The sequence below is a fragment of the Pedobacter jeongneungensis genome, assembly GCF_039538295.1.
Lineage (GTDB): Bacteria > Bacteroidota > Bacteroidia > Sphingobacteriales > Sphingobacteriaceae > Pedobacter > Pedobacter jeongneungensis.
This window is the reverse complement of the sequence record NZ_BAABBY010000005.1, coordinates 404,917-422,912: the sequence shown is the minus strand read 5'-3', so window position 1 is coordinate 422,912 and position 17,996 is coordinate 404,917. Positions and strand designations below refer to the sequence as shown.

12 protein-coding genes are annotated in these 17,996 nt (G+C 40.6%); 10 read left to right on the top strand and 2 right to left on the bottom strand.

What is annotated here, in order from left to right; translation table 11 throughout:
- Positions 1-6: 6 nt before the first annotated feature.
- Complete coding sequence (locus tag ABD769_RS12095; protein WP_344851671.1) at positions 7-861, bottom strand: UDP-2,3-diacylglucosamine diphosphatase; 855 nt, start codon at positions 859-861, stop codon at positions 7-9.
- 728 nt (positions 862-1,589) lie between these two features.
- Complete coding sequence (locus ABD769_RS12090; protein ID WP_344851670.1) at positions 1,590-4,085, bottom strand: YfhO family protein; 2,496 nt, start codon at positions 4,083-4,085, stop codon at positions 1,590-1,592.
- A 129-nt stretch (positions 4,086-4,214) separates the two neighbouring features.
- Here ABD769_RS12090 and ABD769_RS12085 point away from each other — a divergent pair, with 129 nt between their 5' ends.
- The 10 genes from ABD769_RS12085 (at position 4,215) to ABD769_RS12040 (ending at position 17,983) form a co-directional block, all read left to right on the top strand.
- Complete coding sequence (locus ABD769_RS12085) at positions 4,215-5,294, top strand: alginate lyase family protein (RefSeq protein WP_344851669.1); 1,080 nt, start codon at positions 4,215-4,217, stop codon at positions 5,292-5,294.
- Positions 5,295-5,359: 65 nt separating this feature from the next.
- The gene (locus ABD769_RS12080; protein ID WP_344851668.1) at positions 5,360-5,866 is read left to right on the top strand and encodes a GbsR/MarR family transcriptional regulator; all 507 of its coding nucleotides are present in this window, start codon (positions 5,360-5,362) and stop codon (positions 5,864-5,866) included.
- Between the two features lie 232 nt (positions 5,867-6,098).
- Positions 6,099-6,914 carry a DUF393 domain-containing protein gene (locus ABD769_RS12075; protein WP_344851667.1) on the top strand — a complete coding sequence of 272 codons (816 nt, stop codon included), beginning with the start codon at positions 6,099-6,101 and terminating at the stop codon, positions 6,912-6,914.
- 4 nt (positions 6,915-6,918) lie between these two features.
- The gene (locus ABD769_RS12070; RefSeq protein WP_344851666.1) at positions 6,919-7,872 is read left to right on the top strand and encodes a TIGR01777 family oxidoreductase; all 954 of its coding nucleotides are present in this window, start codon (positions 6,919-6,921) and stop codon (positions 7,870-7,872) included.
- A 57-nt stretch (positions 7,873-7,929) separates the two neighbouring features.
- Positions 7,930-8,382, top strand: coding sequence for an SRPBCC family protein (locus ABD769_RS12065; RefSeq protein WP_344851665.1), 453 nt, complete (start codon positions 7,930-7,932; stop codon positions 8,380-8,382).
- 835 nt (positions 8,383-9,217) lie between these two features.
- Positions 9,218-10,756, top strand: coding sequence for a hypothetical protein (locus tag ABD769_RS12060; protein WP_344851664.1), 1,539 nt, complete (start codon positions 9,218-9,220; stop codon positions 10,754-10,756).
- A 26-nt stretch (positions 10,757-10,782) separates the two neighbouring features.
- Positions 10,783-11,121: a hypothetical protein gene (locus tag ABD769_RS12055; RefSeq protein ID WP_113950842.1), complete on the top strand. Its 339-nt coding sequence runs from the start codon at positions 10,783-10,785 to the stop codon at positions 11,119-11,121.
- A 17-nt stretch (positions 11,122-11,138) separates the two neighbouring features.
- Positions 11,139-12,782, top strand: coding sequence for a hypothetical protein (locus ABD769_RS12050; protein WP_344851663.1), 1,644 nt, complete (start codon positions 11,139-11,141; stop codon positions 12,780-12,782).
- A gap of 6 nt (positions 12,783-12,788) precedes the next feature.
- The gene (locus tag ABD769_RS12045) at positions 12,789-16,697 is read left to right on the top strand and encodes a hypothetical protein (RefSeq protein WP_344851662.1); all 3,909 of its coding nucleotides are present in this window, start codon (positions 12,789-12,791) and stop codon (positions 16,695-16,697) included.
- A gap of 92 nt (positions 16,698-16,789) precedes the next feature.
- A complete protein-coding gene (locus tag ABD769_RS12040; RefSeq protein WP_344851661.1) occupies positions 16,790-17,983 on the top strand; it encodes a hypothetical protein in 1,194 nt (397 codons plus the stop codon).
- Positions 17,984-17,996: the final 13 nt, after the last annotated feature.

The following is a 17,996-nucleotide window of genomic DNA, read 5'->3' as shown; positions in this document are numbered from 1 at the left end:
CTAAAATTATTGGGCAATTTCATACTTTATATTCTGTAAAAGAATATTTATGTCCAGTTTACTTTTTAAATCTTCTGCATCCGAAAGAAGTCCTTCGTCCAGTTCATCTTTGGTAAAGTGCTGGTGCTCATATTTAAATACCGTCCAGTTTTGATCCTGATACTCCAGAGCAGTCAAACTTTCAACCCAATCGCCACTGTTCAGATAAGTTACTTTTCCATCTTCGGTTGCAATTTCACGTTGCTCGGCCTGGTGAATGTGACCGCAAACCACATAGTGATATCCTTTTTCTATCGCAAGCTCGGCTGCCGTTTGTTCAAAACTGTTGATGAACTTAACAGCATCTTTAAACTTAGCCTTAATTTTTTTAGAAAAGCTCATCTTTTCCCTTCCAAACGCCGTAAGTACCCAGTTTACAAAACTATTAATCAGGATTAGCGTATCATAACCCACGGCACCTAGTTTGGCCAGCCATTTGGAATGCTGCATGGTTACATCGAAAACATCGCCATGAAAAAACCATGCTTTTTTGCCATCGAGCTCTAAAATCAGTTTATTTTGAAGGTGAAAAGTCCCCATTTCCATACCGTCGAATTTACGGAGCATTTCATCGTGGTTCCCGGTAAGGTAATGTACCTGCACACCCTCTGAAACGAATTTCATCAGTTTACGGATCACTTTCATGTGCGATTCGGGCCAGTAACTTTTACTAAACTGCCAGATATCGATGATATCGCCGTTCAGGATCAGTGTTTTGGGTTTAATGCTTTTAAGATACTTTAAAAGTTCTTTTGCATGGCAGCCATAAGTACCTAGATGTACATCGGAGATTACGACTACATCGACATTTCTTTTATCCATAAAAGGGAAATTTTAGGGGGAAGGGTATGGTTACCGCCCGTTTTGAGCAGTTTAGAGACAAATTAAATGGGTTACCATTCTTCTTCCTCATCGAGTTTTACCTCAAAAGGGCTAAAGAAATAAAGTACAACAATTAATAAGCATACGGCAAAGAATGACTCTAACATATCACCTGATTTTTCAATACAAAGATAAGACGCTGTATATCAAACAAATGTTACGACATTGTTAAATTTTAGTTTGGCGGTTAATTGGTTCATTTGCCATTGGTTTATTAGTTAACCGGTTAACCGTATAAATTGGTTAATTGGGCTGGGAGCAGTACTATAGATCCTACGCTACCATTGACAGATGCGAAGAAAAGTCGTCATTGCGAGGAGGTACGACGAAGCAATCTTTTCTGCTAGCGATCCTTGCTAGAAAGATTGCTTCGTCGGCTGAAAAAGCCTTCTCGCAATGACGAATTTGGCGGCTTATCATTGCGATAGGATTCTTCTATAATCGATTGGATACAATAAATTATCCCTCAGGATGACTAATCGCGAGGGAAAGTATAGTAAAAGGATGTCATCTCGACCGGAACATCCCGAATATTCGGGAGAGAGATCTATCGCGTGGGATTGAGTTTGGGTTAATAACTTCCGACCTCGGTCACCGGAACCCCGACTAAAAAATAAACCCCGCAAGAATTAAATCCTACGGGGTGTAAATATAATTTAAAGGAATAATTAAGCTTTAACCGCTTTCTTTTTCTTTTTTTCTTCTGAATAAAAACCGAGACCTAAACCAGCCAATAATAAGATCGATCCTGCTAAGGAGATTTTCTCACCAGTGTAATACGAAGTTGGGTGGAAAATAAATTCGAGTTTATGGTTACCGGCTTCCAGCTGTGCCGCACGTAAAACATAATCGGCCCTGAAATATGGTTTTTCAACACCATCGATATACATTTTCCATCCCTTGTTGTAATAGATCTCTGAGAATACTGCAATGGCATCTTTAGCCGTAGAATATTCGTAGGTTAAATGGTCAGGATTATAACTGGTTAATTTAATAAAGCCTTCCTGCCCGGTACCTAAACGTTTGGTATCGATTACATTTTTAAAGCTTTCATCAACAATAGCTTCTTTTTTCGCATCAAAACTGCTGATGGCTTTCATTTCTTCATCGGCATTTCTGGCAAACTGCACGCTTTGTACAAACCATGCATTACCCGCTGCTGTTGGGTTACGCTGCATTTTGTACGAGCCGTTTTGAGGATCCTGCGTAATGATGTATTTGGTGTTTAACATGTCCAATACATCCTGGTTGATGCTTTTTGTTAACTGGTTATCAACCAACTCCTGAAAACGTTTTAACCTGGCCGAGTGGAAACCACCAACGGTTTTATGGAAATAAGATGTTTCGGCACTCTTAAACGGATCGCCCAATGATAAATCGAAAACCCTGAAATTAGGATCTTTATCTGCCGAGATAAAATTATCTACATCTCTTGGCTGGTAGTGGTTATTCAGGTCAGATTTGCTTACAAAATTCTGGTTATTCAAATAACGGCGGTCTACCTGCCATAAATCGATCAGCACAAACAAAGCCAATAAACCAAAAGCCAGTTGCATGTTCAACTTTTTGGTGATGAAGGCCCAGGTAATACCAAAACCAACCGCAATAAACAATAACGTACGCAATGCATCAGCACGGGCCAAAGCTACACGATCGGCAACAATGCCATTTAAAATTTCCATGGCCGCAGCACGGTTATTTTGTAATGTTTGGGTTAAAGCATCTAAAACCTGTGGTTGGTTAGCCTGTGTAAAGCTGAAAAACGCAGTTGGAATCACGGCGATAATCAATGCGAACCCACCGGTAATGCCCGCCGACCATGTTAAACGTTGTACTAAATACTTTTGATCGTATTTACCATCTTGAGCTTCTTTAATGGCCAATATTGCCAATAAAGGAACCAGAAACCCTACAACAGCCAGAATCGATTCAACAGCCCTGAATTTATTGTATCCTGGCAGGTAATCAAAAAAGATGTCAGAGATAAATGGCAGGTTTTGTCCGAATGATAAGAACAATAACAAAATACTGGTTCCTAAAATCCACCATTTCCAACGGTGTTTTACAATAAACAAGCCGAATACGAATAAGAAACAGATAATCGCTCCAAAATAATATGGACCAGAGGTACCCGGTTTATTGCCCCAATATTGATTAGTGTTCAAATTCTGTGCAACATAACCAATGGCCTGACGCGGATCTACACCCTGAAGATTTTTCTCTACCGCTTTGTAGGTATTGCTTTCAGGTTTGATCATTTCATCAATACTGCTCGCACCACCATAAATATTCGGGATCAGGAACGAGAAACTCTCGCCAACACCCTGGCTCCACTGGTAAGCATATTCTTTATCCAAACCATTTGCAGGTTCAGCCTTATCAGTTGTTAAATTAGATTTACCACGGATGGTTTCTTTACCATACTCGTAAGTAGTCCACAAAGTACCTGCATTTACCAGTACCGATAAGAAAATACCGGCAACAATATAAGCGATTGATTTACCAAACGTTTGAAGCTGTTTCGCCTTAATGGCATGGTAAAGTTCTATACAGCCTAAAATAAACAGGGCTATAAATAAATAATAAGTCATTTGGATGTGGTTCGATCGGATCTCCAGAGCCATGAAAAGGGCCAATAAACTGGCTCCAACCAAATACCTTCCCCTTAGGGTGAGGATAATGGCTGCTAAAATAGGAGCGAAGAAACCAATGGCCAAAGCTTTATTGCTATGCCCTGCTGCTATAATAATAAAATTATAAGAGGTAAATGCAAAGGCAATGGCACCCGCAGCAGCAAGCCAGGGGTTTATTTTTAATACACAGAACAATAAATAGGCACCCAAAAGGTATAATAAAACCGTTCCAACCGGATCGGGAAATACGCCTTTAATTACATCAATACCATAAGTGGTAATGTTAAGCGGATATTGCACCCAGATCTGGTAAGCAGGCATACCGCCAAACATCTGGTTGGTCCAAAGTGGTCCTTTACCATCTTTAGCCTTAATATCCATAATTTCTTTCTGCATGGCTTTGGCCTGCAAAACATCGCCTTGCTGTGGCGCTTTGCCTTGTAAAACAGGACTGAAGTAGGCAAAAGTTATGACTACAAAAAATGCAATAATGGCCAGGTGTACGCCATTTTTATTAAACCAGTTATTCATTAAGGTTTGTTTAAGTTTAAACGAACGTCAAAAATAAAAATTTGGGCGGTATAAAAAAGGAATAAATTAAATGCGTGCTGAATAAAAAATTAGATTTGTAGCAGAGTATAAAAATTCAACCCATTTATTATGAGAAAGTTTGTTGTTACAATCGCGCTCGCATCCCTATCTATTGCATCTTTCGGGCAGATTGTAAGTTTAACCTCCGCTGAAACTGCAAAGCTGAAAAGCGCAATCAAAAATGATGAAGAAACCAAGAAACTCTATCAGGGCTTCGAAAAATCGACTTTAAAATACCTGAGCGAACAGCCCAACCCAATCGATACCATCAGAACGGAAGGTTTACTGAAAGGAAATCCGAAGAAAGTGAAAACCCAGCAGGCCCTTGCCGATATGAGCAAAATATTTGCACTGGCTTTAGAATACCGGATTACCAGTGATCAGAAATATTTAAACAAAAGTGTAGAATTTCTTTCTGCTTGGGCAAAAAACAACAAGCCCAATGGCGATCCTATTGACGATACCAATCTCGATCCGGCAGTTGAAGCTTACGACCTGATCAAAACCGACATCCCGGCCGCAGCTAAAAAAGAGATCGAAAAATGGCTGAGTGAAACGGCATGGGCAGAAATTAACAGCAAAAGGATGAAAGCAGGCAGGGGCACGGCTATCAATAACTGGAATGCACACCGTTTAAAAGTAGTGGGCGAAATTGGCTATACAATCCACAACCAGGAATTAATCAACTGGACAATCGACAACCTGAAAAGCCACATCAACATTAATTTGTACGCAGATGGTACCAGTTTAGACTTTAAAGAACGCGATGCCATGCATTACCACATTTACGACCTGGAGCCCATGTTGAAACTGGCCATCATAATCGACCGGGCTAAGGGAGAAAACTTTTATACCTACGAATCGCCAAAAGGATCATCGATCAAAAAATCGGTAGAATGGTTGATCCCGTATATCAAAGGCGAAAAACAGCATGAGGAATATGTAAATACCACGGTTAAATTCGATCGCGACCGGGCAAAGAACAACGAACCGGGCTTTGCACCAGGAAGCATGTTTAAACCAGGCCTGGCTTTGCCGGTATTAAGATTCTCAGTTTATTTTGATCCTGCACAAAGCGATCTGTTAAAACAGGTAAGCGGCAACCCAAGCACCTGGCAAAAAGTATTAGATGAACTAAAGCATAAATAACACCTTTCAAATTAAATAAAGTTTCAATAATTTTTGAAAGTTTAAAAATAAGATTATATTTGTGTATGGAATTAGCAGCAGCAAAATTAAAATTTATAGAAGCCTGGGGCAAATTAGGCTCAGAATGGGGAATTAACCGCACCATGGCTCAGGTACATGCGCTGTTGTTAATTTCACCGGAAGCATTAACCACCGAAGAAATTATGGAGCAGCTCAGTATTTCGAGAGGCAATGCAAACATGACCCTCCGCGACCTGATTGGCTGGGGATTGATTGAAAAGCAGCATAAAGCCGGTGAGCGGAAAGAATACTTTTTTGCAGATAAAGATGTGTGGAATATTGCCCGTCAGGTTGCGAAAGAACGCAAAAAAAGAGAACTAGACCCCGTTTTAAAGATTTTGAACGAACTCTCTACCGTAAATGGCGATGAAAAAGACCCGGAGTTTATTACTTTCAAAAAATCTATCAAAGACATTAACAAATTAGCCGGAAACGTAGATAAAACTTTAGAAACGATGCTAAAAGCGGAAGAAAGCTGGTTCTGGAGTTCGGTGTTGAAGGTGTTTAAATAGAGATGTGAGACACGAGATTTGAGATGTGAGACTGGTTAAGTTAGATTGGAGTAGCGAGTAGCAAGATTGGAGTATTAGGTATCAAGATTATAGTATTAAGACAGCGTTAACTTAAACCTTATAAACCATACACCCTTAAACCTTACATCTTAAAAAAGCCTTACTTATAGTCCGGCTTAATTTTTTAAATCTATGTTTCATAATTTACTGAAAGTATTAAAATTTAAATAAAATGAGAACGCTAAAGAACCATGTGATTTTATTTGACAATGAGTGCCCCATGTGTTATGCCTATACCAAGGTTTTTGTTAAAACTGGTATGTTGGCAAAAGATGGCAGAGAAGCTTATCAGGAAATGCCGCAGGATATTTGTCCGTTGGTAGACAGGCAGCGGGTAGCGAATGAAATTGCGCTGATAAACACAGAAACGGGCGAAGTTACCTATGGCATCCAAAGTTTATTCAAGATCATTGCACATGCCATACCCTTCTTTAAACCATTATTTTTATTTGGGCCGTTTATTTATTTAATGCGTAAATTTTATGCTTTTATTTCTTACAACCGCAAAGTGATTATTCCCGCAGCAGTTAAAGAAAACACCATACAGCCTGCTTTTAAACTCCATTACCGCATTGCTTATCTCCTTTCTACCTGGCTGATTACTGCTTACGTATTAACGGCTTATGCACATTTGCTTACCGATTTTGTCCCATTGGGTAACCAATACCGGGAATATTTAATTTGTGGCGGGCAGCTATTTTTTCAGGGAGCTATTATTCTTTTTTACCGAAAAGAAAAACTGTGGGATTACCTTGGCAATATGATGACCATTTCTTTCGCCGGTTCATTGTTGCTTCTGCCTGTTTTGACATTGGTTAAGTATCTTGAAAGCCAACCTGTATTTTTTGTTCTGTACTTTTTAATGGTTGCAGGATTGATGTTTTTGGAACACATCCGCAGGAGCAAATTGTTAAAGCTGGGTTGGTTAATGAGTGTGAGCTGGGCACTTTACCGCTTAATTGTTTTAGGTTTAATATTTAGTTTTTAAGATCATGAAATACGGAAAAATTGTACTGGCTGGAGGAAATGGCTATTTGGGCGGTGTACTGGCGAAACATTTTAGCAACCTGGCTGATGAAGTGATCATCCTTGCCAGAAAACCGCAGGCCGAAACCGGAAATATTAAAACGCTATTATGGGATGGTAAAACTATGGGCGAATGGGCAAATAGTTTAAATGGCGCAGACCTGCTGGTTAACCTTTGCGGCAAAAATGTAAACTGCAGGTACACCAAAAAAAACAAGAAAGAAATTTTTGATTCTAGACTGATTCCTACCCGTTTACTGGGCGAAGCGATCAATGATATGGGAAACCCGCCTAGGCTTTGGATCAATATTACTTCTGCTACCATTTACCGCCATGCGGAAGACCGGCCTCAGGATGAATTCACCGGCGAAATCGGTACAGGTTTCTCAATTGAAGTCTGTAAAGCCTGGGAAAAGAGTTTTTTCGGAACTGAAACACCTCAAACAAGAAAAATAGCCCTTAGGATGGGCATTGTGTTAGGTTTAAAAGATGGTGCTTTTCCACGTTTACTCAACCTGGTGAAACTGGGTATGGGCGGTAAACAAGGCAATGGCGAACAGTACATGAGCTGGATCCACGAAGAGGATGCTGCCCGGAGTATTGAATGGTTGCTTAACCACCCTGAAATAAAAGGGACAGTAAACTGTACCGCACCAAATGCAGTTAAAAATAATCTTTTTATGCGCAGCATCAGAAAAGCTTTTGGTCGCAACTTCGGTTTACCTACACCTGCCTGGTTACTGGCCATTGGCGCAAAAATTATCGGAACAGAAACAGAACTGATCTTAAAAAGCAGATGGGTTAAACCAGCTGTGTTGGTGAATAGTGGTTTTGAGTTTAAGTATGGGGAAGTGAAGGAGGCGGTGGAAGCGCTGAGCGGAAAGCGTTTGGCGCTTGGCGATAAGGAGAAAAGGTTATGATATTAAACGCAACCCCCCCTGGCGCCAAACGCTAGGCATATCACAAAATCGTTAATTATGCCAACCATCATTTTAAAAACATTAATCAATGCGCCAATGGGGCAGTGTTTTGATCTGGCGAGAAGCATTGATCTACACGTACAATCAATGCAGCATTGCGGAGAACAAGCCATAAAAGGAAAGATAAGCGGGTTAATCAACTTAGGTGAATCAGTTTCCTGGAGGGCCAAACATTTTGGCATTTATTTCGAAATGACCAATAAAATTACAACCCTGGAATATCCAAACTCATTCATTGACGAAATGATTAGGGGGCCGTTTAAAAAACTTCACCATCAACACTTATTTAAAACCATCGATACCCAAACCGAAATGACCGACATTTTTGAATTTAAAGCACCCTTAGACATTTTAGGATGGCTGGCTGAAAAACTTTTCTTAACCCGGTATATGAAGCAATTGTTGGTAGTAAGGAATAAAGTAATAAAGCGAGAGGCAGAGGGCGTTTAGCGATAAGCTGAGTGTAGAAAGCATAAAGACTAAAGCAGAAAGTAGATGTTCTAAAGTGACTAAGGTGGTATATCATACCGCGCAATATTTATTTTTACAACCACCTGAGTCACCAAAGATCACCTGCGTTTTACAAAATTAAACGATAACTCGATAAACTAAAATCAATGCATTTTTTCACCATGTAAGATATTTTAAGGACCATATAAACTTACATGCTCTTATATTTCTTATATGGTAAAACCTCTTACAGCTTAAATGTTTAAGATAGCTATAGTGGTGAATTATACTCGAATGCTTTTTTTAACCATGTAAGACATTTAAGTTCCATATAAGCTCACATGCCATTATCTTACTTATATGGTAAAACCTCTTATACACAATGTGCAATTGTTCAACAGCTTAAATGTTCGATCATAAATTATACCCGAATGCTTTTTTTCACCATGTAAAACATTTAAGTTCCATATAAGCTCACATGCCATTATCTTACTTATATGGTAAAACCTCTTATACACAATGTGCAATTGTTCAACAGCTTAAATATTCTAAGGTAACTAAGGTGGTGAATTATACCCGAATCCTTTTTCAACCATGTAAGACATTTAAGGATCATATAAGCTTACATGCTCTTATATTTCTTATATGGTAAAACCCTTGTAAGACGGCTAATACCATTTAACAGCTTAAATGTTCTAAGGTGGTAAATTAAAACACGCTATCTTAATTTTTTATAACCATAATCCCAGCTTTACGGTTTTCCGTAAGGATTGCCGTTGCCCTGCCTATACTTTTGATCATCTAAACAATACTAAAAGCATTAAATGTATAAATTATGAAAACAGGCAATACCCTGAAATTTTTCAGGTTAATGGGGCTACTGGGATTATTTACAATGTCAGCTTGTAAAAGTTCCGGAGGATCCCCATCAGAAGATCCCTTCGCAGCTACAAACTTCAATTTTTATGATCAGGACTTAGGGAAGCGTATCGAAGCATACCATAACGTTACCACTCCGGGCAATGAAATTAAAAGGGGCACACCGGCACTTTACATCGATTTCTCATCTGGTATAAACAAGGCTTTTAGCGATCCAACGATTAAAAACATGATGTCGGCCTGCTTCAATACCATTCTGGCACAACAGTTTGAAGTTTATAAATTAGGTTCCAATAAAATATCATTATTAAATGTAGCCAATACTACCGAACTGGGTCAACAGGTAAGCGATCCGAAACAATATGCCGACATTTGGGCGCCATTGCAATCATCAGTAGAAAAAATTGTGGCGGATAACAGCGATGCACTGCTCATTACCGATTTTGAGGAGTGGCAAAAAAACATAGAGGTGACCAACACCGCCTTTCTAAAAATCCCATTCTCTAAATGGCTCGAAAAAGGAAATTCCATTCACTTTTTTATTGCCGATTATAAAGAAGGCAAGGTTAACAAACACCTTTATTTCACCATATTCAGCTCTGGTAATCCGGATGCAGGCAGCATGATTTCAAAACTCGAATCAAAGCTTGCTCCCTCAACAACCAGGTTTGATTTATCCAACACGGCTTACCAGCTCTCAACCGGATATCCTTCAGAAAAATCAGGTGGTATTTTTTATGATGATACGGCAAAGTCAGACAAAGCCAAAAATGTACTCGATTTAAAAGAAGGTTACCTCAACGGAACAAAAAGCGGACACAACTTTGAGTTTTATCCGCTCGGATTAGACTGGAAAAACATTGATCAGCTGCACAGCACTTATGCCGCGCAAAATCAGTTTAACGATTTCTTCAGGAAACTTTTTATCGACCTCAGTAATGAAGATAGTTACACTTTCGGAAACTTCAGCGTAAAAGTTTCAGACGTAACTACCGATTTCGAAAACTTTGCAAAAGCAGAAGAAGCTAAAAAACACCAACCTAAATTAAGCAAAGGCAGTAATGGCGAGGCTAAGTTTTCTGACAAGGAAAGCGATGCAATTGCACTGGCCTGTTACAATACCGATGGGAAATTAAAGGCGCAATGGGTTTACAAAACACAGCCATCAAATCCCCTTAATGAGGTTTTTACCCTTAACCAAACCCTTTTTAGTAATACCAGGGCAGCTAATCCAAAACATGCAGAGTTGGGTGTTGCTTTCGACCCTAAATTCAGTGCAGCCAACATCCGTAATCCGGATGGATTAATCAGGGTAGATATTTTATCAAACACGGCCACACCTAATCTACAGGGTGCTAAAATGGCCAAATTTGAGTGGATAAATGCTAAAAACATCCCAAATACGGCTTTATCCGAATCAATCAAAAACACCTTGCAGGAGCTTAAACCTGTAGATAAAGTAGTGTATTCGTACTACATCAAAACTAAACAGTAATCTAAATCATTAAAATAAACTCTAAAATGGAATCAACTTCAGCTTACATCATCTCCATCATCACCGCATTAATCTTTCTGCTACTATCGGCCATTATTGCAAACGCCATCAGGTTTGAAGGAGGGAGCAACCCAAAAGATCCTAAAGCACGCAAAACCTGGTTCTGGGTATTGGCCATCTTAAATCCGGCAGTATGTTTTTTACTGGGTTATTATGCATTCAAGCCTGATGCGAACATCATGGTCGTAAATAATTATGTAACCGCCCTGAGTATCGGCACAGCCATCGGTTTCGTCATTTACATCATCATCGGTTTTGTACTGAGCAAAGTATTTGCAACCGGTAAAATCGGACACTGGTTTTAACCCTAATCAAAACATCAATGGATAAATTATTCGTCATCGCCATAGGCGGTACCGGGATGCGTTGTTTAGAAGCCTTTACCCACTTATGTGGAATTGGTATGTTCGATAATCAGGAAATCGAAGTCCTCACGCTTGATACCGATCAGAACAACGGGAATAAAGGCCGAGTTGAAGAACTGATTGCCCTTTACAACCGGATCAAAACAACCGGTACCAGTGTAGGCGGAACGCCAAATGCAAACACCTTTTTCTCTGCAAAACTGAATTTACACCGGTTTTTTACCAACTATGCCGGCCCGGGAAGGGAAACCTATAAAAACATCAGCAAAATTACCACAGGTTCGCCCGAGCAGCAGAAAGCCAATAAACTAATATCCGACCTGTTTTTGGATAATGGTTCCGTACAGGAGTTTGCTTTAGATCATGGCTACCGGGCACAAACCCACCTTGGCTCTATGCTGATGTACCATGGCATAGTAGAAGCCGCCCGCAATATTAGCAAAGGTGCTGCAGTACAATCGCAGGAGCGCGAACTGGACACCTTTATGGGCAAACTGGAGGGTGCAGGTGCAAATGCCAGGGTTTTTATCTTTGGTTCTATATTCGGTGGTACAGGTGCATCATCTATTCCGGTAATACCGAAAGCACTGCAGGATTTCGTAAAAATCCGCTCTAACGGAAATGCCAGTATTGATTTCGCCAAGGCCAAATTTGGCTCTACCTTATTAACAGAGTATTTCACTTTTAATAAACCCGATGATAAACAGAAGGCCAGCAAAGCCAATAGCGTAATTGCCGATTCGTCGTTTTTTCCACTAAACAGTCAGGCTGCGTTGCAGTTTTACCAAAGCGATCCTACCGTTCAGAAATGTTATAAACTGCTTTACCATATCGGCTGGCCGATAGAAAGTAAAAAAATTGATGGCAACAATGTTTCCAATCAAACCATAACCGGTGGCAGCGAACAGAAAAATCCCTGCCACATTACAGAGTTGTTATGCGCCTGTGCTGCTTACGATTTTTTTACCCGGAATGATGGTTTTAACAGCGCAAAGGCCGATTACCTCTATAAAGCGGTAGAATTTAAAGATAATTCGTTCAACTTCTCTTTTGACGACTTTATAGGCAACGAAAATAAATCGGGCGAAATATTTGTAAACAAGCTGGGTGCTTTTTTCTCCCTGGCACACATTTCATTAACCAAAAACGGTGGGGCTTTTGATGATGGCGGTATAAAAGGTTTCATCAAACAGTGCGAAAACCAAAAACTGAACCAGTACAGCACCATTACCGATGCAGAGTGTAAAGACATCAACGAATATTTTAAGCTTTTTGCCTATACCTTTAAAGATGCCAAATTTATACCGGGCTGGCTGTATCAGGTGAGGAGTTCTGTTGCCCCTGGCAGGTTCCTGTTCGATAGTAAGGCATTCCCGGATAACCCTTCCGAACTAAAAAAACTGGATGTGGGTACCATTTTCCTTGATGAAAAACACCATTGGAGCAAAGGAGGTCTTTTTAGAGACCGTTATGATGTTTTTGTTGAAAAACTAATTAACACCAACCCAAAAGAGGAGCAGAAAGTAAATACCACCAAAGAGAAATTCCTCGCGCACATTTTTAATGCCCTTACCATTTCACAAAACTTCGATATAAACTAAAGCACCATGTCAGATAAAAGAATCAAAGCACTGGCGATAAAAGTTCATCCCAAAACAGAGCCAAACGGTGTCGAATTTGCCTGGGATAAAATCCCCCAGCTTGAAGTATTTACCAAAAACATCCTGATTCCCGAAATCGCAGTAGATCAGGACGGTAATTCTTCGGTTAATATCGGAACCATTGTATCGGGCATCCCATCGGTATTTGCCCGTGCTAATTTATTCAAAAATGCCATAGATAATATCCGCGATAAAGAAGCTGAAGCATCGGGTTTGATGTTATTCTATAAATCACTCATCAGCGAATGGAAGGGATTGATCAGCTGTATAGCTTTAAACTATAAAGATATAGAAGCAAATAGAATCCATCTATCTTATTCGGATGGCGGGCATTTACATACCACCACAAATATATATGAACCTACCGGGGCATTTGGCAATATGTTATTTGAGCGTAAACCCTTATGGTGCGATCAATCACTGGCCAATAATGCGGATAGAATACCCTTTATCGATGTTATTTCGTTTAAAGGCCATGTGATCGGCGGAACCTCTCCTGATAGTTTTGTTTTTACTTCCGTATCCTATCAGATCAGGGAGAAATTTCCCTTCATTAACGTACAGAACGGAAAATTTATCGATCCCTTACAGTCGGAAATTAACCCGCAAGAACTCTCTACACTGTATGGTTATGCCAAACACATTTTAGATAACATTGAAAAGTTCAGGTTAAATTATGCCGGTGTAGAAGAACTGATCAGGCCTGAGTATGGCAATATTTCTACCTGTATCCAGGCGTGGATGAATGATATGATTATTTATCAGCAGGCAAAAGGTTATCCTAAACTCGATAAATCTACCGCTCCCGAAGTTGGCTCCCTGTTCAACTATCCTTTTAGCCTTCTTTTTAACTATTCTACAGCATTATTCGGCTCTGAAGGGATTATCTACAACGAATCCAAAGAGGGCAGTATCCTGTTTGATCCGAAAGATTTACTGCTTCCCGATACCACCGAAATTGCCCAGATCGATTTTGGCAGGGATGGCATGGAAACCCGGAATTTCCTGAAATCGAAACCCATATTGTTACTGGCGGCCGAAACCAAAGGGCAGTTGAACAGCTATGCCTATTTCACCCTGCCCTTAACCCCACTGGCACTAAATGTTTTTGGTGCCACACTTGATGCATTGGTCGGCATTTCCGAATCATCGAACGTAAAATCGCGCATTACCGCCATTTATGATCCGGCCGATAAGGATGGCGAACGGCTGATTGTTCAGTTAAAGTTATACACCGAAACCGGGAATGAAATTGTTAAGGAGGTGATTTACCGGGTAACTTCCGAATCGATCAGCGGTAAGGACATTTTAATGTGGCCTAATTTTATTTCCAAACAATGGAACCGTTACTTTCTGTATTCGGAAATACCGCATAACGATGCCAGGTTTCAGGCTACGCCATTTATCGGAAATGTGGACGACGATTTTTTCAGGATTGTACTCGATGAAAAAGGTAATCCTTTATACCTGGCCGCTAACGGAAAGGCAGCAGTAATCCCTGAAAAATACGGCAACATTAAAGCGCAGTTGCACATCGCATCAAACAATGCAGTGGCCGATAATAAGTATAAATACGAAATATACGAAAGCAATAAACCTTTTAAAGGGGTAAAGTTTGCACATGCAGGCGTTGATTGTGGTTTTGGGATTATCCGTTACGATGGATCAGGCAATACGCAGGCCTTACCGGTGAACATGCTAAATGCACCAAGGACATTGTCGCCGGCCTTTTTAGGGGTCGATTTTGGCAGTACAAATTCTTCCATTGCTTACTTTTCCGATCAGCGGAACGAGGTTTGCGAAAACCTGAAACTCACCAATAAAAGGGTATCGTTACTGGCGAGCGATAGTAAAAACAACGATGAACGACCAGCGGTGGAAGATGAAATTTTCTTTTTCCAGAACGACGAAATCCTCACCAATTCCATCAAATCTGTATTAACCATCCACGATTCGCGAAGAGTGGTAAATGATGGCAACATCCAGGTTAACTCCTTAATGGCCCAGGCGGTAAAGGGTGGTTTTCCCTGTTTCGAAAAAAACCTGCCGATCGAAAATGCAGAAAACAACCGCTACATTTTAGGTTATAACCGCATTGGCAGGGCAGAGCTGGTGTACAATATGAAATGGTCTACCCAGCAGATTGATAAAAGTTATAAAACTGCCTATTTAAGTACCTTACTGCTCCATGTTTATGCACAGTTATTTATTGAAGGGCATGAGCCGCACACCTTAAAATGGTCGTACCCCTCATCAATGGGTAAAGAATTATTAAGCGAATACAGGGGGATATGGGATTCGCTTAAAGAAGTATCTCCGATTGAAAGTAATGTTAAATTAAAAACCTTTCCTCCTTCCGATCTTTCTGATATAGGCGATACATCAGGCAGCAGCAGCTGGGGCGCTCCTGCAGCTCAATCAGGTGGCTGGGGCAGCCAGGCTTCAGCACCTGCCGCTACAACACCAGCATGGGGTTCAACCGGCACCGGCAATAGCGCCTGGGGCGAACAACCGCAAGAAATTGTTGCTACTGGATGGGGCAATGAGGCTAAAAAAACACTTACAGCGGTAGATATTAAAACGGAAACCGGCCCGGTAAGGTTTAATTTTAAACAATTAGGCAACGAAGAATCCTTATCCGAAGCCTGTGCCGTAGCCAATTACCTGGTGCGCCCAAACGGGGGTTACTCCATTAATCATGGAGAGTTGGTATTATGTTTTGATATCGGTGGCAGTACAACAGATATCACCGCATTGTGTTCAATGGATGGCGGAAAGGCAATGATTAAACAGAACTCCATTCGTTTTGCGGCCGAACGCGTAGCACAGGCGACAAAATTTTCGCCCAACTTTAAAAACGTGCTGCTCAGGATCTGCGAAAAGAAAAAGATATCCATCCAGGGCTTAAATTCCGGTACACCTAAATTTAACGAAAATACCGCCCCCTATTATTTCGAACAGGTTGTTGATCGTTTGGAAGCTTCAGATTTTGAAACTTTTTATCTCTTAATCGCTGCCGAATGTAAGGAAATGATGAGCATTAACCTTTACGTTACCGGTTTGATTATGTTTTACGCAGGTCAGCTGGCTTATAAGTTAAGGAATGAGATTGTAAAATCAGAAGATGCACCACCAGCCGTTAAAGCCATTCCGCCGAAAATAAAAATTGCATTTGCAGGTAAAGGCGCAAGGATATTCGACTGGTTTACCGCGGTAAATCCGGCCGCAGCAGACGATTATTATACACAGATGTTTATCAGGGGCATGGGCGGCGAAACAGTGGCCAAACAAACCATTAGTCCCATCACTACAAACCCTTTAAAAATAATCGATATCAATTCGCAACGCGGAACAGATAATTCCGATGTGAAATACGAAGTGTCGAAAGGTTTGGCCATCCCAACCAACATCACCAGCATTCTGGTACCTACCAACAAACAGGCCATTGAGATCCTGGGCGAAGATAATTTCTGTGTGGTTACGCCAAACGGCGAATTTAAATACCTCGAATCAACCAACTCCATTACCCCCGAAATGCTGGAGCATATTGGCAATCATTTTATCTGTTTACCACAGGAAGGCAAACCGCACTGCCCGAGGTTTATGGATTTTGCCGATCTGTTTTACAAGGTATCATCCGGCATGTTTGGCCTGAAAATGAATGCGACAGATTTTATGGCCGGTTTTCAGGATATGAACATCGAGAACTACATCAAAGGCGAGCCCGATTTTATCAAAGCACAAAAGCGGAAACACGATGACCAGAAAGATTTCGATTATGTAGCGCCGATCATTATTCTCGAAGGGATGAAATTCTTCGAAAAACACCTGCTTAAAGGCATTCAAAAACAATAGTAAAGATGGGATTCTGTGTATTGGCAAAAATATCGAAGCGGACGGTTACTTTCTGGTATCAAGCAGACAGTAACCCTTATGCCCCATTAAAAATGAGGGAATCGAATGAGGTTCCCTTATACTTTTATGTAAATGGCAACGATTTTATTTTTGGTGCCGCCGCTAGGGAACGCTTTTACAAAAACGATCCCTACGCTTATGGCAATTATTTCGAAATTGTAAAAGATCCGGCTAAACATTTCAGTATATATGGCAACAAAAAACCGGTTAAACAGCTATTTTATTATGGTGTAGAACAATACTTATCGCATTTTTTAAACACCGTATTATACAAAGCCGATTCTATCGAATCGTACAGGCAGCAGTTCCCTTTGCGCTTCTTATTTGATGATGATATTGAAGACAATGAGAAATCGCTGATCGAAAACCTCTTTCAGGAGGCTGGTTATTTTAATTTAGAACGCATTGCCTATCACCATACCCTTTTTAATATACTTACGCAAAAGCAGATTTTGCCAAACAACAAGGCCATTTTATTGATGAATGGCATTGATAATGTACTTTATTTAAACCTTTACAAAAACAGTAAGGCCGAAGCGCTTGGATCGGCCAAACTGGTAGGTCAGGGTGCCGACCCGAGGGTAAAAATCCTCGCCGATATGATTGTAGAATATATCATTCTGCAAAATTCTTACCTGTCGGTTAATAAAGATGCCGAAATTGCTTTCCTGCTTCCCTTCTGTGCGGCTTTACTTCAAAACATCGGTCCGATTATTAAAGGCGAGGCCGAACTATCCGACGGAAACCGGTACTGGTTTAATGTAAGGGAAAGAAACCTGAACGACAGGCTGCAATATTATGCCAATGACGGGATGATTTTTGCCGCAACAGACGATCTGTTAAGGGCAAACAACCTGCAGGCCGATGATGTAATGATCCTGCTGGGATCAGAAGAAATCAGCACCGCATATTTTTCTGATAAACTGCTGAAAAAGTATCATCATGTTATCGCCTTACAGCCGGTTGATGTTAAAGATACCATGCTGGCCATTTTTCAAACAATTGCCAATGCCGGTTACAATGTTAAAGCAAAAGTACCCACTGCGCCTCCTGTACTGCCGCGACCAGCCCTTCCAACACCAAAACTGCCACCACCATTACCACCTAAAAAGCAAAGCGATGTTTCAAAACCGGTAAACATCCCCAGGTTGCCCGAAATAAAAGTACCGCAAAACACCAAAAACAATCCGGTAAAACCACCGCCTTTACCTCCAAAAAAGAGTTAGGGCCTATAAAATC

Excerpts from the sequence above, each read along its gene's own strand:
- ABD769_RS12095 (WP_344851671.1), bottom strand. The coding sequence starts at position 861 with ATGGATAAAAGAAATGTCGATGTAGTCGTAATCTCCGATGTACATCTA.
- ABD769_RS12090 (WP_344851670.1), bottom strand. The coding sequence starts at position 4,085 with ATGAATAACTGGTTTAATAAAAATGGCGTACACCTGGCCATTATTGCA.
- ABD769_RS12085 (WP_344851669.1), top strand. The coding sequence starts at position 4,215 with ATGAGAAAGTTTGTTGTTACAATCGCGCTCGCATCCCTATCTATTGCA.
- ABD769_RS12080 (WP_344851668.1), top strand. The coding sequence starts at position 5,360 with ATGGAATTAGCAGCAGCAAAATTAAAATTTATAGAAGCCTGGGGCAAA.
- ABD769_RS12075 (WP_344851667.1), top strand. The coding sequence starts at position 6,099 with ATGAGAACGCTAAAGAACCATGTGATTTTATTTGACAATGAGTGCCCC.
- ABD769_RS12070 (WP_344851666.1), top strand. The coding sequence starts at position 6,919 with ATGAAATACGGAAAAATTGTACTGGCTGGAGGAAATGGCTATTTGGGC.
- ABD769_RS12065 (WP_344851665.1), top strand. The coding sequence starts at position 7,930 with ATGCCAACCATCATTTTAAAAACATTAATCAATGCGCCAATGGGGCAG.
- ABD769_RS12060 (WP_344851664.1), top strand. The coding sequence starts at position 9,218 with ATGAAAACAGGCAATACCCTGAAATTTTTCAGGTTAATGGGGCTACTG.
- ABD769_RS12055 (WP_113950842.1), top strand. The coding sequence starts at position 10,783 with ATGGAATCAACTTCAGCTTACATCATCTCCATCATCACCGCATTAATC.
- ABD769_RS12050 (WP_344851663.1), top strand. The coding sequence starts at position 11,139 with ATGGATAAATTATTCGTCATCGCCATAGGCGGTACCGGGATGCGTTGT.
- ABD769_RS12045 (WP_344851662.1), top strand. The coding sequence starts at position 12,789 with ATGTCAGATAAAAGAATCAAAGCACTGGCGATAAAAGTTCATCCCAAA.
- ABD769_RS12040 (WP_344851661.1), top strand. The coding sequence starts at position 16,790 with ATGAGGGAATCGAATGAGGTTCCCTTATACTTTTATGTAAATGGCAAC.